Genomic DNA, 18,710 nt, shown 5'->3' with positions numbered 1-18,710 from the left:
ATAACTGGAATTATTTTGAGCGTATCTATGATCTTCATTAGCATGCCTACTAAAACAGAGGCGGCAAAGTGTTACCCGAAAATCATTTATAAGACGGAAAGGTTCTGTCTTGAAGGAGTAACCTCTACCCATAGCGGAAGCTTTTTTTGAAGGCAGACTCCTATTCGGCGGTTGACCAACATGTATATACATGATATTATTTCCCTGTAATTTGTATATACAAGTTATGTGAAGAAAGGAGATTGTAAGCGTTACTAGATGGATAGATGACATGATGTATGTGAAAAATGGAAGACAGAGCGAGGCAAGGGAAGTGAAATGATTCACGATAAGATCGCGGAATGCGATCACCATGAAAAACGATGCTCCGATTGGACAGTTGGATATTTTTGTAGCAATATATATACCGCATCATAGAGTTTTGGAGGAGCTAGCGATGGCAATAAAGAGAAAGTCCGTGGAACAGATTATTGAGGCTGTTGGAGGCTCGGACAATATTTCAGATGTTATACACTGTATTACCAGACTGCGATTTTCCTTGAAGGATGAGGGGAAAGTCAATAAAGAAGCGCTCGACCAGAATGACTTAGTGAAAGGCAGCTTTTCCACGAATGGTCAGTTCCAAGTTGTCATTGGCCAGGGAATCGTGGATAGAGTGCATAAGGAATTGGTGCAAATCGCAGGAATGGCAGGGACTTCCGCACCCGCTCCGGCACAGGGGACAGCGCCAGCCGGGGAAGCGAGAAAAATAAATCCGCTGCAACGATTCGTAAAGGTGCTGGGGGATATTTTTATTCCGCTCCTTCCCGCCATTGTCACATCCGGTTTGCTGCTTGGACTCAATAATTTACTGGTGGGACCGGGCATTTTTTACGCAGAAAAGTCGTTGATTGAAGTTTATCCGGCCTGGGAAGGATTTGCCGACATTGTCAGCTTGATTGCGAGCACGGCATTTACCTTCTTGCCGGGACTGATTGGATGGTCTGCAGTGAAGCGCTTCGGCGGAAGCCCGCTGCTCGGCATTGTGCTAGGGTTGATGCTCATTCACCCGAGTCTCGCCCCTGCCAGCGATGCGTTAAGCAGCGGAGACATTCCTCGCTGGGATCTGTTTGGATTGTCTATCAATAAAATCGGTTATCAGGGTCAAGTCATTCCTGTCTTGCTCTCATCCTATTTGCTTGCCCGAATTGAACTCTTGTTAAGAAAACGCATTCCTGATTCGATTCAATTGCTGCTGGTGGCGCCCATCGCGCTGCTGGTTACCGGTTTTATTACATTTGCGGTTATCGGGCCGGTTACGTTTCAGATCGGCAACGCCATTAGCGATGCCGTCGTCGCGATGTTCCATCACTTCGGCTGGCTGGCAGGGTTTATCTATGCTGGAATCGGCGCATTGCTTGTCATGACGGGGATGCACCATACGTTCCTGGCGCTTGATTTGCAGTTGATATCGAGTATCGGCACAACCTACCTGTGGCCGGTGATTGTCATGTCCAATATCGCACAAGGAGCGGCGGCGCTTGCGATGATGTTCGCCAGCAAAGACGATAAATTGCGAGGGACGGCGCTCACCTCGGGCATTTCCGCCTTCCTGGGCGTGACGGAACCTGCGATGTTCGGCGTGAATATACGCTTTAAGTTTCCTTTTATCAGCGCTATGATCGGCGCGGCTTGTGCGGGCATGCTGGTCGCCTGGAAGCATGTCACGGCTTCTTCGATCGGAATTGGCGGTATTCCGGCATTTTTGTCTATCTTCACTGACTTTTGGGGCATTTACTTTATAGCTATGGGCATCGCCGTTGCCGTCCCGTTTGTGCTGACCCTTCTGTTTGCCAAAGTAAAAGGAACCGAAAAGTAAGAGTCAGACAAGAATGGGCGAGTGCGCAGGCATTCATGCAGGCATTTGAGCGGATTACAGTAGAGGAGTGTAACGATGCAAGAACCTTGGTGGAAAAGAGCGGCCGTCTATCAAATCTATCCGAAAAGTTTTCTGGATACGACAGGCAACGGTCTTGGAGATATTAACGGGATTATCGCCAAATTGGATTATCTTCACGAACTGGGCGTGGATGTGATCTGGCTAACCCCGATTTATGTGTCGCCTGAAAAAGACAATGGCTATGATATCAGCGATTATTACGCGATTAATCCGCAATATGGAACGATGGAGGACTTCGACAAGCTATTAGACGAAGCTCACCGCAGGGAAATAAAGGTGATCATGGACATTGTAGTGAACCATACCTCGACGGAGCATTCGTGGTTTCAACAGTCAGGCACTTCCCTCGATAATCCATACCGGGATTACTATATATGGAGAGAACCGGCTAACGGGCAGGAACCGCCGAACAATTGGCAGTCGAAATTCGGCGGAAGCGCGTGGAAATACGATGACAAGACGAAGCAGTATTATTTGCATCTTTTTGACGTCACTCAGGCGGATCTCAACTGGGAAAACACGGACGTGCGTCAGGAAGTGTATCAAATGATGAATTTTTGGCTCGCCAAAGGAGTCGACGGCTTCCGTCTGGATGTCGTTAATCTGCTTTCGAAAGATCAGAATTTCCCGAATGACACTGGCGAGCATGCGCAGGCGGACGGCCGCAAATATTACACGGACGGACCTCGTATTCATGAATATTTGCATGAAATGAATCTTGAAGTGTTTGCCCGGCATGACACGATGACGGTCGGGGAGATGTCTTCCACCTCGATCGAGGAATGCATTAAGTATACGAATCCCGAGCGGCAGGAATTAAATATGACCTTTAACTTCCACCATCTCAAGGTCGATTATCCGGGAGGCGAGAAATGGGCGAAATCCGATTTTGATTTTATCAAATTGAAGCAAATCTTGTCGGAATGGCAAATTCGCATGCATGCCGGCGGAGGCTGGAACGCGTTGTTCTGGTGCAACCATGATCAGCCGCGCATTGTATCGCGATTCGGCGACAGCGGCGAGTATCGGGTGGAAGCCGCCAAAATGCTGGGAACAACGATTCATATGATGCAAGGGACGCCTTTTATATATCAGGGCGAAGAAATCGGGATGACGAATCCGGAATTCCATCATCTGGCGGATTATCGTGATGTCGAATCGCTAAATATGTATAACATGCTGCGGGAACAGGGAAAAAGCCATGACACGATCATGGACATATTAAAGCAGAAATCTCGCGATAATTCGAGAACGCCGATGCAATGGAATTGCAGCGCCCACGGGGGATTCACGAAAGGCATGCCTTGGATTCAAGCGGCTCCCAATTATCCGGAGATCAACGTGGAGGCTGCGTTACAAGATCGGGAATCGATTTTTTATCATTATCAAAAACTAATACAACTGCGCAAACAATATGACATTCTCACCTATGGAGATTATCGGCTGCTGCTTGCGGAACATGAACAGGTATTTGCTTATGCGCGACAATGGCAAAATGAAACGCTTCTCGTCGTCAATAACTTTTACCGCGAACCGGTTACGCTCACAGCCGACGAGATTGGAATGTCACCTGAGCACGGGAAAGGCAGCATTTTACTATCCAATTATGCCGGCTCGCCGGAAGATTTCCGGGCGCTGCAACTGCGGCCTTACGAGTCCGTCGTTTATTATTGGAGGGGAGAGTAAGAATAAGGCCAACCCGAAGCAAGCTTTAGCTTAGACAGGACGTCAACCGCTCGTCCAAGCGTGTCATCCGTTGCTTAATGGAATAAAAGGATATATGCTTATAATGATGATTATGCTATTGGAGAAATGGTGAGAAATGGAATGAGAAACAATAAATTTTCAGGGATTTATTATGATCTCGCCAAAAAAATTCAAACCGGCGAATTGAAATCCAATAGTTTGCTGCCTTCGGAGCATGAATTAGCCAAGATGTACGATGCTTCTCGCGAGACGATTCGCAAGGCGTTGAACCAATTGTCGCAGAACGGCTATATCCACAAGGTAAGAGGAAAAGGCTCTGTCGTCTTGGATATCGAGAAATTCAATTTTCCCATCTCGGGGTTGGTCAGCTTCAAGGAAATCGCTAACCGGTCAAGGAAGGAATGGCGAACGATTGTCCATGAGTTGGTCCTTGCCAAGCCGGATAGCTTTATTCAGAAGGAGCTTAAAATCAACAGTAAAGCGGAAGTATGGAAAATTGTCCGATCCAGAGAAATCGCCGGCGAGAGGATTATTTTAGATATCGATTACGTCAATAAAGAATTTGTCCCCACGATTACGAAAGATATTGTGGAGCATTCGCTTTACGCGTATTTCGAGTCGCAGCTGGGACTTGTCATTAGCTTCGCCAAAAAAGAAATCACGGTGGAGCAGGCGACCGAGGCCGATCGCGAATACATGGATTTAGGCGAACACACGTATGTCGTCGTCGTCAGGAACCATGTCTATTTGAATGATACCGCCTTGTTGCAGTATACTGAGTCGCGGCATCGGCCCGATAAATTCAGGTTTGTCGATTTCGCCAGACGCGAACATATCGGTTTGCCGTTCAAGTGATCGGCAGCCAGCTCCAGGCATGCAGGGGTTGTCCAATGGCAGTGTTTAGCTGCACTGAGACAACCCCGCTTGCTTCTCACAGCTCGATTTGCCAAAAAAACTGCGAAATTACAGTTTTCCCTGGTGAAGGTCCCTCCGTTAAAGGAATTCCTGCAATACCCAGGCTGGTGAAAACCCCTGTTTTTTACGAAGGGTGGAGATGTCCATTTACCTAAGCAAAACTCGCCACCCATAGCGTTTTAAATCGATTTTTTCTTCTGAGAGACGAGATGGAGGCATCGTTGCCTCCTGGGGCTTGAATGTGTGGAGGGAATTGCTGCTATTTTACAGGAATTTCGGCTCAATGAGTCCACATCCCGAGGAATTGCTGCAAATCTACATCATTTTAGGCCCTTGTGCTTCAAGCTGAGGCGAAACGGGTGAAATTGCTGCGGTTTTGCAGGATTCCCTTTCTGGGAAAGTCGCCCATATCGAATTGCTGTATTTGCGCAGGATTTCGCTTACCGAATAGGCGTGTCTGGAGAAATCGTGCAGTTTTGCGGATTTCGCCTGCCGGATAGACGTATCTAGGGAAATGGTGCAGTTTTTTTGCAGGAATGGCATCAGATCGCTGTTGAAATCGCGTAAATTCCTGCACATATGCAGGACTCGCTGCCTCCCCCTCTTCTGCCGCTCGTCCCGCGTCCGTCTCCACACCCCGCATTCGTCACATCTCCCCGTTGTCCCGCCTCCGCAATCGCCGCTGTCCCGTCTTGCCCCTCCTCATTTTTCATCCCTTTTATTGGTTCGATAACGAAGCTGGCAACAGGTATTCGGAACAGATTATAAGGTCAGCCCGATTTTCTGACAGGGAGGAAATTGGTCATGCGCAAATGGTTCAACCATATTCCTGCGAAATTCCCGGAGTTCCAGCGCCGGTATGAAGCCGAATTGACGAGCGCAGCGATGCAGGACGATATCCGGCAATTGATCTCCTGGGTGCGGGAGAGCGATGTGACGCTGCTGTATGCCGCCAAAGACGAGCAGTATAATCAGGCTCTAATCCTGCATCGGTTTTTGACGAACCGATCGCGGATGATGCACTAAAGCTGTTGTACCCGGAAGTCCGCTCACCGCCTGCGCACTGTCTTCGGCCCTTTTTTCTATAGTTACATCGTTAGCCGCTGCCGGTTCAGCCTCCGATCCGTATACAGCACCTTGATCATCAGCCCCATCGAGGCGGCGATGAGCAGCGACGGAATCCAGAATATCGCTGGCGACACTCCTTCGATCAGGAGCGGCAGGAAATATCCGATCAAGGAAGCGGTCTGCGAGATGAACACATAGAGACTGGCTCCGAAGCCCGCACGATGGATGAACATGCGCTGCACATAGCCCATTCCGACGCCGTACAGCACCGAGACGAAGAAGGAATAGAGCGGCTGCACCAGGAAAAAGACAGGCAGCGATCCGATCATGCTGTACGTCAAATACGTCATCAGGGCGAAGGCGCTGCCGAGCAGCAGAATCCGCTTGCTGCCGTATTTGGCGGCCCAGTAGCCGGCCATCGTCATGAACAGCAGCTCGAAGACGGCCTGCGTGCTCCAGATATAGGACATGAGCCGGGGATCGCCGAACAGTTCGTGCACGACGAGCGGGAGATACAAGCCCCGGATCGCGTCCGCGCAGGAGAGCAGCAGGATGGCGAACAGCATGATGAGCGAGAACGGCTCCCCCGTGCTGGATTGCTTCGCCGTCAGCGGCGAGGCAGTAATCTCCCGGTAGAACGTCAGCAGCAGGAATAAGGCGGCATAGCCGGCCAGATTGCCCCATAGGACGCCATGGAACGTAGCGGCCAGATACAGATTGGCGCCGAGCAGCAGGCCGGTGAAGAAGCCGACGCTGTATGTGGCGCGGAGCCAGATCTGCGCAATCTCCACGACGTCGGGGGCGAGGCGCGTGAAGTGATTGCGCGCCATGGCGAACAATTGCCCCATAATCATGCCCGAAGGCGCGGTAGCGAGCGCCATCCCGGCGAGGGCCGTGGCGTAGCCGTCCGCATTCATATAGATGAGCAGGCCGCCGATGCACAGCAGGGACGCGATCATCGGAATCGTCTTCTTCCGCTTGATGCGGTCGCTTAGGATGCCGACCGTAATCGTGAGCACCATATTCAGGAAGAGCGAGATGGCGAAGATCGAGACGATTTCGATCTTGCCCAGCTGCACTGATTCCTGCAGATAGACAGCGTTCATCGGAGCGAGAATCCCGGTTCCGATTCCGTACAAGAAGAGGGTGAGCACGAGCAGCCAAGCCCCCGGAATTTTGACAAATACATTGAAATCTTGCCATATACGCATGGGAGAGAAACTCCTTCCTGGAAGCGCTTTTAGGGTAGTTCAACATCTATTGAGCGAAACTTTACCTACCATTATGCGGCCGATCTTGGGCGAACGACAAGGATATATTTTACAGGTCTATACATGCTTTCGGTATTACTGGGATTCGCCACAGCACCTAATATGTGATATACTGGAAATATAAACCGATTAAGATACCGGCTTTTGAATTAAACATTATAGCTGAACGATAACCGCGAAGCACGCGTTGTCTGCATCTCCTTTAACCAGGAGCTGTGGATAGCGCGTGCTTTTTACATGTTTGGATTCGTATGGAAAGGGCAGTCAAATATGATACAATGAGGAGGAAATCTGGTGATATCCGCTAATATACAGCAGACGGAAAGACTTAACCCAAAAAATGATTTTTTGTTCAAGCGCCTTTTTGGCGAGGAGGAAGGTAAAAAACTCCTCATTAGCTTACTCAATGCCATTCTTAAACGTGAAGGCGCCCGGCAGATCACCGATGTGGCGATTCTGGAGGATACGAAGCTCGCCCGCGAGCTAGTGGAAGATAAGGAAGCCGTTCTCGATATTTTATGTGAAATCGATGGCCGCGAAAAAGTGAATGTTGAAATGCAAGTGCGCCGCTTTGTACGGATGGATTACCGGAGCCTGTTCTATGTGGGCAAGCTGCTGACCGAGTCGCTTCACTATGGCGAACCTTATGATCGCATGCAGCGCTCCATTGGAATCAATATTCTCGACCACTACTATCTTCCGCTAGAAAAATATCACAGCACCTTTCATTTATATGAAGACGATGATCGCCACTATATGCTGACAGATATTTTGGAGATCCATTTTATCGAATGCCCGAAATTCCGGCAGCTGCCCTTTGACCTCCATGATCCGCTGCATCGCTGGCTGCGGTTTTTGGAACAGAAAGCCACTGCCGAACAATTGGAGGAGTTGATGATGTTGGATAAGGTATTCAAGGAAGCCGAGGACCGTCTAGCCCGCTTGGCTAGCGACGCAGAGACGCGCCGGCGCTATGCCCTGCGGGAAAAGGCCTTGCATGATCGCGCCAGCCTCCTGCAGGATGCGCGTACGGCCGGGTTCCAGGAAGGGATCGAGCAAGGGATTGAGCGGGGTATTGAGCAAGGTTTTGAACAAGGTATATATCAAACGGCACTAAACATGCTGAGGGAAGGGCTGGAGACGACCTTCATTAGCCGCATCACAGGGCTTGATGGCGCACAGCTTGAACGTGTGAGGGAAACGATGCTGCTTGAGCCTAAGTCGAACGGAACATCGGTGAATTGAGCATCAGGCAGCTTGGAGATTTTCAATGGCAGCGCATACCTTTTTACGATATGATAGGAATGCCGCATGTCGGCGGGAATATGAAGGAACAGGAGACTGGGTGATAACGTGGTATCAATTAAAGATGTGGCAAGGTATGCGAACGTATCGGTAACCGTCGTATCGAAAACATTGAACGGATATTCCGACGTGAGCGAGGAAACGAAGAAGAAAGTGATGAAGGCCGTGGAGGAATTGAACTATTCCCCGAATATGGTGGCCAAAAATTTAAAGCAAAAGGTAACGAAATCGATTGCGCTGATCTTCTCCAACTTCGAGCGCTCCAGTGGCAAGGACGGCGTCATTTTTCAAATTATGAGCGGCATCTACGAAGCAGCGATGAACTATAAGTATGAGGTCGTTATCTATACGCGCAGTCTATCGGAGCAGCAGGATAAGTCATATTGGCAATTTTGCAAGGAGCATAAGCTGTCCGGCGCGATCATTACCGGTCTGAAGACGACGGACCCCTATTTCCTCGAAATTGTGGACAGCAATTTCCCTTGTGTCGTCATCGATGCGGATATCGTGGGAGAGTATACGGGCTCGATAATGACGGACAACGTGAAGGCGGCCCGGCATGCGGTACAGCATTTGATCGATAGCGGGCACCGGCGGATCGGCATGATCAATGGGCACGACTTCGCTGTCGTCAGCAAGCAGCGGCACGAAGGATACGGCCTGGCGCTGGAGGCCAACGGGATTCCGTATGATCCGGCGTTGGTTGTCCATGCGGACTATTCGGAGAGTATCGCTTACGACATTGCCGACAGGTACGTGAAGGATAACCCGGAGATGACGGCGGTTTTCTGTGCGAGCGACTTGATGGCTATCGGATTCATGAAGCGCTGCCGCGAATTGGGCATCCGCATACCGGAAGATCTGTCCGTAATCGGCTTCGATGATATTGTGCTGTCGGACTATACGACACCGCGGCTGACGACGATCCGCCAGAATTTCAAAGGCAGTGCGATGGCGGCCTTCGATCATGCCGTGCAAATTATCGAACACAAGGAGCAAGGAAAGCATATCACGATTTCATTTGAGCGAATTGACAGAGAATCGGTAAGGATGCTATAATCGACCCGAAAGCGCTTTCTGCAAGCCTTATTATTTTCCCCGAAATCGAAAACGATTTCGATTTTTTTATCTGCTATCGAAAACGATTTCGGTTCTGGTCTGACATCGAGATAAATAGAGATCACAACGAGGAGAGAGGACAATGCTTGCGTACGACAACACATCGCGACCGGACTTGACGCAATGGAGCTTCACTGAGACAGAATTCAACCCGCTGGCTCAAGGCAAGTGCGAATCGATTATGTCGCTGGGGAATGGATATATGGGGCTTCGTTCCGCGACGGAGGAAGCATACATCGGCCAGACCCGCAATCTGTTCGTCAACGGAACGTTCAACCGGTTCGACGAGTTCGAGGTGACTGAGCTGCCGAATGCGGCGGATGTCACCGGGATGGACATTTATATCGATGGCGAGCGCTTTAGCCTCGATACAGGCAAGACGGCGGAATATGCCCGCAGTCTAAATATGCGCGATGCTGAGCTGACCCGATCGTTCGTATGGGAGAACCGGGCAGGCAAGAGGGTGCGCTTTGCCTTTCGCCGCTTCGTCTCGCTCGGTAATTTGCATCTTATCGGCATGAAGGCGGAGGTGACGCCGCTTGATGCGGATATTTCGCTCCGCGCCGTATCCGGCATCGATGCCCAGCTTGGCAATTCGGGGAGCCAGCATTTCCATGAAGGGGAGAAACGCATCTTCGATAAGACGGTGATGCAGTTGATCCAGACGACGACAGAATCCAAGGTGGACTTCGTCATCCATGCCGCCCACCGCTTCAGCCTGGATGGGCAGCCGCTCTCTATCGAGCCCAAGATGGAGATCGAACGCCGCAAAATGGCGATGCAGTACGGATGCGATATCAAGGCCGGCCAGACCTTCGAGCTGCAGAAGCTGGCGAGCGTGCATACGAGCAGAGATGCCGAGCATGCTACGGATTATGATTTGGCCGTCATGCGTGAGCAAGCCCGCGAAGAGATCCGGCTGGCGCTTGACGCAGGGTATGACGCCTTGTTCGAGCGCCATCGGCAAGCCTGGGCGGAGGTGTGGGACAAGTACCTCTTCCGGATTGAATCGAAGCATGACTTCGACCTGCTGGCGCTCCGCTTTGCCGTCTATCATCTCGTTGTCATGACACCGGCTCATGACAACCGGATGGGAATCGGAGCGAAGGGGCTGAGCGGCGAAGGGTATAAGGGGCACTCGTTCTGGGACACGGAGATCTTCATTTTGCCGTTCTACATTTACAGCGGTCCGGACGTGGCGCGCAGGCTGCTGGAATATCGCTATCAAGGGCTGGAAGGCGCCCGGCGCAAAGCGAAGGAGAATGGCTACGAAGGCGCAATGTATCCATGGGAGGCCGCTTGGCCGACCGACGGGGAGGTGACGCCGGTATGGGGCGCCGTGGACATCGTGACCGGGAAGCAGACGAAGATATGGTCCGGCTTCATCGAGCAGCATATCACCTCGGATATCGCGTATGCCGTCTGGCATTATGTTCAGGCGACCGGCGATCGGGACTTCATGGATCGCTGCGGCTACGAGATGATTTTGGACACGGCGAAGTTCTGGGCCAGCCGTCTGGAGTGGAATGAAGCGCTCGCCCGCTACGAGATTAATGAAGTGATCGGGCCGGATGAGTACAAGGAGCATGTCGATAACAACGCCTTTACGAACTATATGGCTCACTTCAATATGGAACTGGCGATACAATATTACGAGCTTTTGCGGCGGGAGCAGCCTGAATTATTCCGGCGTCTGAATGAGCAACTCGATCTGGAACGCGCCTATGCGGACTGGAAGCAGAAGCTTGGGCGAATGTATTTGCCGCAGCCGAACGAAGACGGCGTCATTCCGCAGGACGATACGTATTTGCAGAAGCAATTGATCGATTTGACGAAGTATAAGGCGCAGCAGAAGGTCGGGACGCTGTTCGAAGATTACAATCTGGATCAGGTCAACGGGATTCAGGTCTCGAAGCAAGCGGACATCATGATGCTCTTTTACTTGCTGGAAAATAGATTTTCTGCCCATTTGAAGCATACCAATTACAATTATTATGAGCCGAAAACACTGCACGACTCTTCGCTGTCGTATTCCACGCACTGCATTCTGGCTAACGACTTCGATGACAGCCAGCTTGCCTATGAGCTGTTCCGCAAGGCGGCCGAGATTGACCTGGGCACCCATATGCATTCCTCCGATGCGGGCATTCATTCCGCTTCGCTGGGCGGGGTATGGCAATGCGTCGTTATGGGCTTCGCCGGCATTCGGATGCTGGACGGCGCGCTGCATCTGAACCCGAAGCTGCCGCAGGAGTGGGAGCGCTTAACCTTCCCGCTGTATTGGAAAAGTGCGCGCCTGGAGGTGGACATAACGCATGATGCGCTGCGGATCTCCACCGACGCGAATGAGGAATTGACCCTGATTATCCGCGGTACAGCAACGAGCTTCGTGAACCAGCTTGAACTTCATTTCTAAGGTAGCATCATCAACATATTCCTTGTCATGACTAGGGAGGTCACAGAAAATGAAAAAATGGTCTGCAGCTCTCGTACTTACTTTGATTGTCAGCCTGTTGGCAAGCGCCTGCTCGTCAGGCGGGGGCAGCTCCACCCAGGGAGCGGACGGAGGCAAGGCCGCGGATGTCGTTGAGCTGAAGTTCACGACCTGGGGCGAACTGAACAGCGATTCGGTGGAAGCGAAGCTGGCCGAGGAATTCAACAACACCCATCCGAACATCAAGGTTACGTTCGAGCCGGTGCCGGGTGACGGCTATGCCACTAAGCTAACGACCTCGCTGGCTTCGGGGCAAGCGCCGGACGTATTCCTGATTGGGGAAGGCGATTACTTTAAATATGTGGATAAAGGCGTCATTGAACCGCTGGACGAGTACATTCAGGCTGACAGCGCATTCAATACGGATATTTTTCAGCCGGATTTGTTGAATATGGGGAACATCAACGGCAAGCTCTATTATTTGCCGAAGGATTTCAACCCGCTCGCGCTCTGGTACAACAAGCGCATGTTCGATGAAGCGAACATCCCTTATCCGACGAACGACTGGACATGGGATGACATGATCAACACCGCGAAGCAATTAACGAAGCAAGACGATAAAGGCAAAATCAAAGAATTCGGCTTCAATGCGACGAAATGGGAGTATCCGATTTACATCTATCTGTGGCTGCATGGGGCAGATATCGGCAGCGAGGATGGAACGAAGGCGGAAGGCTACATGAACAGCGACAGGACGATCGCCGCGATGGAGAGCTATATCGCCCTATCCAAGGGCGATGACCGCGTGTCGCCGACGCCGCAGGATACCGAGACGATGGGCGGAGACTCCTCTATGTTCATGACGGACAAGCTGGCGATGATGATTACCGGCCGCTGGGTCAAGTCCGATCTGGACAAATCCGATGTGCAGTATGGCTCGGCCTTGATTCCGACAGGTCCTGACGGGGAGCGGGCAAGCATCATTGCTGCGGCGGGCTGGGCGATGAATGCCAACGGCAAGCATAAGAAGGAAGCGTATGAGCTGATGAAATGGCTGTCCGGAACGGAAGCGCAACAGGCGCGATCGGAAGGCGGCAAGGTTCTTCCGGCGACCGTCAAGGAATTGGATGAAGTGAAGACAACAGAAGTGGTGGACAAGCCGGTCATTGAAATGATGGATTTCGCCAAAAAGCCTATCTCGATGCGATCGGCCAATGCGCCTGTCTTCACGGAGCAGTTCAACAAAGCTGTCGAACGCATTTTGCTCGGCGACGCGACAGTTAAGGATGCGCTGGATCAGGCCGCCAAGGAAGTGGACAGCAAAATCAGCAAATAATCAACGCGGGTGGGGCTTGGAACGATGCCTCACCTTCCCTTTCGTGAGTAAGCAATGACAACGAACATTCATGAAAAGACTGCGCTTATTCATTAACGGAAATGGCCACTCCTGGCAGCGCGTCCATTTCTGATCGCCAAGGAGGTCCCTATGCGCAATTTACGCTCGGAGAAGGCAGGGTACTTATTCATTCTTCCCTGGTTTTTAGGTTTGCTCCTGTTTACATTGGGGCCGATGCTATTTTCATTCGTCCTCTCGTTCAGCAAGTGGGATATCATAACCGGGATTCAATCGATCGAATTTGTCGGGCTTGATAATTTCAAAGCCATCTTCCAGGATGAGCTGTTCTATCAGTCCTTAAAAGTCACCTTTATCTTTGCGCTCGTCTCGGTGCCGTTATATCAGATCATGTCGCTGCTGATTGCGATGCTGCTCAATATGAGAGCGCGCGGGATGAAGTTTTTCCGCTTGATCTTTTTCATGCCGTCGGTCATTCCGGCGGTAGCGGTATCGATGATGTGGATAATGATCTTCAACCCCGAATACGGGATTTTGAACCGCGCGCTGGGCTGGTTCGGCATCGAGGGGCCAGCCTGGCTGCAGGATCCGAAGTATGCCCTCGGCGCCCTGATCGTGATGGGCATCTGGGGAATCGGCAATACGATCATCATTTATTTGTCCGGCTTGCAGGGGGTCCCCGAGGAATTGTATGAAGCGGCCGAACTGGATGGGGCCGGGCGGCTCCGCCGGTTCGCCAGCGTCACGATTCCGATGATTTCTCCGACGATCTTCTTCAACCTGATTATGGGCATCATCGGCGGGTTCCAATACTTTACCCAGGCCTTCGTGATGACGAACGGCGGACCGCTGAACTCGACGCTGTTCTATAACTTGTATCTGTATAACAAAGCATTCGTCAGCTACGAGATGGGATACGCCTCCGCCTTGTCGTGGATCTTGTTTGCCATCATTCTCATATTTACATTGATTGTTATCCGAAGCTCTTCCATGTGGGTGTACTACCATGGCGACGACGAGCGGGATTAAGGAGGGGAATAAGAATATGCAAGCCTTACGCCACAAAACCGACATCTCACGTCTTCTATCCTTAGTTCTGCTCATCGTCGGGGCGGCAATCGTACTGGTGCCGCTTCTTTGGACGATATCTACTTCCTTGAAGACGCCTGCCGAAGTGTTTATGGATTCGTTTTTGCCGAAGCAATGGAAATGGGACAATTATGCAAGCGCGGTCAGCGCCATTCCCTTTTTCCTGTTCTTGAAAAACACGCTAATCATTTTGATTCCCGTCATGATCGGAACGGTTTTTTCCGCGGCGTTATGTGCCTATGGGTTCGCCCGCTTCCGGTTCAAGGGGAAGAAGATTCTCTTCCTCATCCTGCTGGCGACGATGATGCTGCCGGGTCAAGTAACGATGATCCCGATGTTCATCCTGTTCAAAGAGCTGGGCTGGGTCGATACCTTTCTGCCGCTCATCATCCCGGCCTTTTTCGGCGGGGGCGCCTTCAACATCTTCTTAATCCGCCAGTTCATGCGCGGCATCCCGCGGGATTTGGATGAGGCTGCTTTTGTGGATGGGGCCAATCGCTGGACAATCTTCACGCGCGTGATGCTGCCGCTGTGCAAGCCGCCGCTGATTGCCGTCTCCATTTTCACCTTTATGGGCGTATGGAACGACTTTCAGGGGCCGCTGATTTACTTGAATACGACGGAAAAATATACGTTGGCGCTAGGCTTGTCCATGTTCAAGGGCATGTATAACGTCGAGTGGAATATGCTGATGGCCGCGACCGTGCTCATTATGCTGCCGGCCCTAATCGTATTTTTCTTCGCGCAGAAATATTTCATCGAAGGCATCTCCCTCTCTTCTGCGATGAAGGGATGATGCTCCATCCTATGGAGAACCGAGGCGAGCGAATATGATAAAAAGCGTGGGCAACCAGCGTCCTTTTCCGATCTACGTGACCGCTGGCGAATATATGAAAGCGATCGGAACGCAGGACGGGCATTTTCCTGACTTCGGCCATCATGTCGCGAATGAAATGGGCGGCGTCTGGCTGCATCCGATCAAGCTGCTGGACGGCTTCTGGCTGCGCGTGACGGACGCACGGCGCGGCATTGCCGTATGGACCAAGGCGGATGAATTCATCACCCATCCGTGGGGGAACGAGTTCCGCTACGATCACGGCCTCGGCCATATTCCGGTATCGATTCGCCGGGTCCAGTTCGCGCCGGAGCAGGAAAAAGGCCTCGTCGTCAGCTATGAAATCTGCAATTACGCCAGTGAGGACACCGCCCTGGAACTGGAGTTGGTCGCGCGTTCCGATCTGCGGCCGGTCTGGTTCTCGGACGAGATCGGCATTCATGACGGGGAACGGGACGAATGGCAGCAAGTATCGGCATCCGCCTGTCTGGCCAAGGACTGCGATCATGACTGGTACGTCATGGTCGGCACCGATTGGACGAAGCCGGAGATCCGCTTTGAACGCGGACTTATCGGTCCGGAATGGACGAGCGGGAACGGCGCAGGCGTGTCGATGAAGACCGATGTCGTCCTCAAGCCGGACGAGCGGCTGCGCTTCCAGGTATATGTTGCGGGCTCATACGCATCGCGGGCGGAGTGCGAGGCGACGTACGAGCGATTGGTATCGTCGCACGCGGAGCTGCTGGCGGCCAAGCAGCGCCTGTACGCGCGTATCGAGGGACAGGCGCAGCTGCAGATTGAGGGCGAGTCCCGCCTCAATGATATTTTTGCGTGGACAAAATGGAATAATCAATGGCTCGTGCAGCGCGTCGACGGCATCGGCAGAGGGTTGACGGCGGGATCGCCCCATTATCCGTGGTGGTTCGGCTGCGACAACTCCTACGCTCTGCAGGGCGTCGCCGCGATCGGAGACTTCGAGCTGGTGCGGGACACGCTGAAGCTGATCCGCGACACTTCGCTGCAGACGAACGGGAACGGGCGGATTATCCATGAGGTGACGACGATGGGGGCGGTGTCCAATCCGGGCAATACGCAGGAGACCGCGCATTATATCGCGCTCATCTGGGACGTGTTCCGCTGGATGGGCGACAAGCAATGGCTAGCGGAGCATTATGCGTTATGCGCGCTGGGGATGGAATGGCTGCTTGGCGAGATGGATCCGGACGGCGACGGGTTCCCGTCCGGCTACGGCATCATCGAGATCGCCGGATTGAATATGGAACTGATCGATTCGGCCGTCTATACGGCGCAGGCGGCAGCGGCCTTGGCCGCGATGAGCCGGGTGCTCGGCTACGAAGCGGAAGCGGATCGCTATGCGGCCAAGGCGGAGCAATTGGCAGAAGCGATCAACCGGGTCTATTGGTGCGAGCAGGAAGGACTGTACGCCGATGCGGTGGCGCCGAAGAAGGATGTCAAGCCGAAGGCCGACTTCATGGTGGCGATGGCGGCCAAGCACGGTGTCGAACATTACCGGGACTATGTGGACAAGCTGCTTCAGGCGGCCGGGGATGACCAGGAAGATCGAGGCTGGCTGCTGAATAAGAACTGGGTCATCGTGACGCCGATGGAAGCAGGCATAGCCGACCGGGAGAAGGGGAAGCTGGCCCTTGAGCGCATGCGAACCCCTGAATTTATCGGAACTTATGGCACCTACTTGTCCGGCATGTTCCGGCAGGGCACGATGACGATCTCGACCGGAGCGCATGCCGTGGCGGAAGCGGCGTACGGCAATCCCGACGCGGCGCTCGATCTGTTAGAGCGCATGATGAACACGTTTTCGCTGGCCCTGCCGGGCTCGATGAGCGAGATGTCGCCGGATTACGGCTGTGCGGTGCAGGCATGGACCATTTATGCGCTGGCCGTGCCGATAGTGAAGCATCTGATCGGCATTCAGCCGGATGCTCACCGGAGCGAGGTGCGGATCGCGCCAGATCTGCCCCAGGCTTGGCAGGGCAAGCGTGTCGCCTTGAAGCGAATCCGCATCGGCGCGGCGTGGCTCGATGTGGAGCTGCGCCAAGAGGCGGGCGAGCTGCAGGCCAGCGTGAATAATGAGCAAGGACTGCGCGTGACCGTGGAATGGAATGGCAAAGCGATCACGTCTACGGAGCGCATGATTCGCGTTACGCTCTAACGGGACGCCCCTGTAGTCGGGCAGCTATGTTTGCGCTTACGCAACGAAGTTACGCGGCAGGCTGTTTGTGCAAATATTTCGGAAGATAATTATAGTACCGATCCGAATCATTTGTTATGGTAGAGATACTTCAACCGAAGTTCCATACCAATTGACAACGCAGATAGCCTGCAAAGAGGTGTTGACGCAATGAGTATTAAGGCAATCTTGCTCGGGGCAGGTATCCGGGGCGCGGAAGTATATGCCAAGCATGCGCTGCAGTACCCGGAAGAACTGGAATTCGTCGCCGTCGCGGAGCCGGATGTGGAGAAACGAGAGGCGTTTGCGGGCTTGCATCATATCGATGCCGGGCAAACGTATGAAGATTGGCGGGAAGTGTTCGAACGGCCGCGGTTTGCCGATGCGGTGTTGATCTGCATGCAGGATCGGATGCACTACGAAGCCGCAATGGCAGCTCTGGAGCGAGGTTACCATGTGCTGCTGGAGAAGCCGATGTCGCCTTCTCCGACCGAATGCATTGAGATTGAAGCTGCCGCCCGCCGCAATCAGCGGGTGCTGACCATATGCTATGTTCTCCGCTATACGCCGTTCTGGTCCGGAATACGTCAAGTCATCGAGCAGGGCGGTATCGGGAAAGTCGTGAATATCCAGCTGCGCGAAAATATCGGCTTCGGCCATATGGCGCACAGCTATGTGCGGGGCCCATGGCGCAGTACGGCGGAGTCGAGCCCGCTTGTGCTGGCGAAGTCATGCCACGATCTTGACATCATCCTGTGGCTGATGAACCAGGATTGCAGACGGCTGACGTCATTCGGTTCCCTCTTTCATTTCAAAAAGGAGAATATGCCGGAGGGCGCGACCGAATATTGTACGGACGGCTGCATTCACGCGGACAATTGCTGCTATGCCGATTTGCGTTTCTATTTGGGAGAAGGACGCCGCCGCGCGCTGCACTTTACGCAGGACGGATCGGACGAGAGCATCCGGGAGACGATCCGGAGCACGCCTTTTGGCCGCTGTGTCTACCAATGCGACAACGACGTTGTCGACCATCAAGTCATCAACATGGAGTTCGCCAACGGAGCGACCGCTTCGTTCACGCTGTCGGCCTTCACGCATGACAGCACGCGCACCGTCCATATCTCGGGAACGCGCGGGGAGATTCGGGGCAATATGACCGATCAGGCGTTCACCGTCTACGACTTTGTCAGCGGGACGGCGCGGGAAGTTCGGGTTCATGATGAAGGCAGCGAAGGCTGCACTCAGATGATGCGGGAATTCTGCCGGCTTGCCGCCGAACCGGACAACCCCCATGCGGCAGCATCACTGCGCGGCTCCCTGCAGAGCCATATGATGGCGTTCGCGGCGGAGGAGTCCCGGTTGAGCCAAGGCATGCCGATCGAGATTCAGGAGATGATCATGCGTTATCGGTTAACCTCCGCCAAAGCATTGGCTTCCGCAGGAGTATAACGGCAGAACCATA

General features: G+C 52.8%; 14 protein-coding genes. 12 read left to right on the top strand and 2 right to left on the bottom strand.

Features of this window, described 5'->3' with window-relative positions:
• Positions 1 to 436: 436 nt before the first annotated feature.
• The 3 genes from treP to treR all read left to right on the top strand — a co-directional run bounded on the left by treP (position 437) and on the right by treR (position 4,501).
• Positions 437 to 1,858 (top strand): PTS system trehalose-specific EIIBC component, encoded by a 1,422-nt coding sequence (treP, locus tag FLT43_RS10580; RefSeq protein ID WP_087444924.1) that lies wholly within the window; start codon positions 437 to 439, stop codon positions 1,856 to 1,858.
• A 75-nt stretch (positions 1,859 to 1,933) separates the two neighbouring features.
• Positions 1,934 to 3,625, top strand: coding sequence for an alpha,alpha-phosphotrehalase (gene treC / locus FLT43_RS10575; RefSeq protein WP_087444925.1), 1,692 nt, complete (start codon positions 1,934 to 1,936; stop codon positions 3,623 to 3,625).
• 141 nt (positions 3,626 to 3,766) lie between these two features.
• Positions 3,767 to 4,501: a trehalose operon repressor gene (gene treR / locus FLT43_RS10570; protein ID WP_087444926.1), complete on the top strand. Its 735-nt coding sequence runs from the start codon at positions 3,767 to 3,769 to the stop codon at positions 4,499 to 4,501.
• 400 nt (positions 4,502 to 4,901) lie between these two features.
• Here the strand turns inward: treR and FLT43_RS10565 are convergent, their stop codons facing one another.
• Positions 4,902 to 5,204 carry a hypothetical protein gene (locus FLT43_RS10565; protein ID WP_087444927.1) on the bottom strand — a complete coding sequence of 101 codons (303 nt, stop codon included), beginning with the start codon at positions 5,202 to 5,204 and terminating at the stop codon, positions 4,902 to 4,904.
• A 161-nt stretch (positions 5,205 to 5,365) separates the two neighbouring features.
• Between FLT43_RS10565 and FLT43_RS10560 the strand changes: the two genes are divergently transcribed.
• Positions 5,366 to 5,587: a DUF488 domain-containing protein gene (locus FLT43_RS10560; protein WP_087444928.1), complete on the top strand. Its 222-nt coding sequence runs from the start codon at positions 5,366 to 5,368 to the stop codon at positions 5,585 to 5,587.
• Between the two features lie 62 nt (positions 5,588 to 5,649).
• Here FLT43_RS10560 and FLT43_RS10555 read toward each other — a convergent pair whose 3' ends face one another.
• Complete coding sequence (locus FLT43_RS10555; protein ID WP_087444929.1) at positions 5,650 to 6,840, bottom strand: MFS transporter; 1,191 nt, start codon at positions 6,838 to 6,840, stop codon at positions 5,650 to 5,652.
• Positions 6,841 to 7,194: 354 nt separating this feature from the next.
• Here FLT43_RS10555 and FLT43_RS10550 point away from each other — a divergent pair, with 354 nt between their 5' ends.
• The 8 genes from FLT43_RS10550 to FLT43_RS10515 all read left to right on the top strand — a co-directional run bounded on the left by FLT43_RS10550 (position 7,195) and on the right by FLT43_RS10515 (position 18,697).
• The gene (locus tag FLT43_RS10550; protein ID WP_164776441.1) at positions 7,195 to 8,145 is read left to right on the top strand and encodes an Rpn family recombination-promoting nuclease/putative transposase; all 951 of its coding nucleotides are present in this window, start codon (positions 7,195 to 7,197) and stop codon (positions 8,143 to 8,145) included.
• 108 nt (positions 8,146 to 8,253) lie between these two features.
• Positions 8,254 to 9,264 carry a LacI family DNA-binding transcriptional regulator gene (locus FLT43_RS10545; protein WP_087444931.1) on the top strand — a complete coding sequence of 337 codons (1,011 nt, stop codon included), beginning with the start codon at positions 8,254 to 8,256 and terminating at the stop codon, positions 9,262 to 9,264.
• A 142-nt stretch (positions 9,265 to 9,406) separates the two neighbouring features.
• Positions 9,407 to 11,740 carry a glycoside hydrolase family 65 protein gene (locus tag FLT43_RS10540; RefSeq protein ID WP_087444932.1) on the top strand — a complete coding sequence of 778 codons (2,334 nt, stop codon included), beginning with the start codon at positions 9,407 to 9,409 and terminating at the stop codon, positions 11,738 to 11,740.
• 49 nt (positions 11,741 to 11,789) lie between these two features.
• The gene (locus FLT43_RS10535) at positions 11,790 to 13,094 is read left to right on the top strand and encodes an ABC transporter substrate-binding protein (protein WP_087444933.1); all 1,305 of its coding nucleotides are present in this window, start codon (positions 11,790 to 11,792) and stop codon (positions 13,092 to 13,094) included.
• A 150-nt stretch (positions 13,095 to 13,244) separates the two neighbouring features.
• The gene (locus FLT43_RS10530) at positions 13,245 to 14,141 is read left to right on the top strand and encodes a carbohydrate ABC transporter permease (RefSeq protein ID WP_087444934.1); all 897 of its coding nucleotides are present in this window, start codon (positions 13,245 to 13,247) and stop codon (positions 14,139 to 14,141) included.
• Positions 14,142 to 14,157: 16 nt separating this feature from the next.
• A complete protein-coding gene (locus tag FLT43_RS10525) occupies positions 14,158 to 14,997 on the top strand; it encodes a carbohydrate ABC transporter permease (protein ID WP_087445427.1) in 840 nt (279 codons plus the stop codon).
• Positions 14,998 to 15,031: 34 nt separating this feature from the next.
• Positions 15,032 to 17,227, top strand: coding sequence for an alpha-L-rhamnosidase-related protein (locus FLT43_RS10520; RefSeq protein WP_087444935.1), 2,196 nt, complete (start codon positions 15,032 to 15,034; stop codon positions 17,225 to 17,227).
• Positions 17,228 to 17,416: 189 nt separating this feature from the next.
• Positions 17,417 to 18,697 (top strand): Gfo/Idh/MocA family protein, encoded by a 1,281-nt coding sequence (locus FLT43_RS10515; protein WP_087444936.1) that lies wholly within the window; start codon positions 17,417 to 17,419, stop codon positions 18,695 to 18,697.
• The last annotated feature ends 13 nt before the right edge of the window (positions 18,698 to 18,710 follow it).

The organism is Paenibacillus thiaminolyticus (genome assembly GCF_007066085.1).
GTDB lineage: Bacteria > Bacillota > Bacilli > Paenibacillales > Paenibacillaceae > Paenibacillus_B > Paenibacillus_B thiaminolyticus.
Note: the sequence above shows the minus strand (reverse complement) of the source record. Positions and strands in the feature narration are given on the sequence as shown.

Bases quoted from the DNA above. Each gene is read 5' to 3' on its own strand.
- treP (WP_087444924.1), top strand. From the start codon at position 437: ATGGCAATAAAGAGAAAGTCCGTGGAACAGATTATTGAGGCTGTTGGA.
- treC (WP_087444925.1), top strand. From the start codon at position 1,934: ATGCAAGAACCTTGGTGGAAAAGAGCGGCCGTCTATCAAATCTATCCG.
- treR (WP_087444926.1), top strand. From the start codon at position 3,767: ATGAGAAACAATAAATTTTCAGGGATTTATTATGATCTCGCCAAAAAA.
- FLT43_RS10565 (WP_087444927.1), bottom strand. From the start codon at position 5,204: ATGCGGGGTGTGGAGACGGACGCGGGACGAGCGGCAGAAGAGGGGGAG.
- FLT43_RS10560 (WP_087444928.1), top strand. From the start codon at position 5,366: ATGCGCAAATGGTTCAACCATATTCCTGCGAAATTCCCGGAGTTCCAG.
- FLT43_RS10555 (WP_087444929.1), bottom strand. From the start codon at position 6,840: ATGCGTATATGGCAAGATTTCAATGTATTTGTCAAAATTCCGGGGGCT.
- FLT43_RS10540 (WP_087444932.1), top strand. From the start codon at position 9,407: ATGCTTGCGTACGACAACACATCGCGACCGGACTTGACGCAATGGAGC.
- FLT43_RS10535 (WP_087444933.1), top strand. From the start codon at position 11,790: ATGAAAAAATGGTCTGCAGCTCTCGTACTTACTTTGATTGTCAGCCTG.
- FLT43_RS10530 (WP_087444934.1), top strand. From the start codon at position 13,245: ATGCGCAATTTACGCTCGGAGAAGGCAGGGTACTTATTCATTCTTCCC.
- FLT43_RS10525 (WP_087445427.1), top strand. From the start codon at position 14,158: ATGCAAGCCTTACGCCACAAAACCGACATCTCACGTCTTCTATCCTTA.
- FLT43_RS10520 (WP_087444935.1), top strand. From the start codon at position 15,032: ATGATAAAAAGCGTGGGCAACCAGCGTCCTTTTCCGATCTACGTGACC.
- FLT43_RS10515 (WP_087444936.1), top strand. From the start codon at position 17,417: ATGAGTATTAAGGCAATCTTGCTCGGGGCAGGTATCCGGGGCGCGGAA.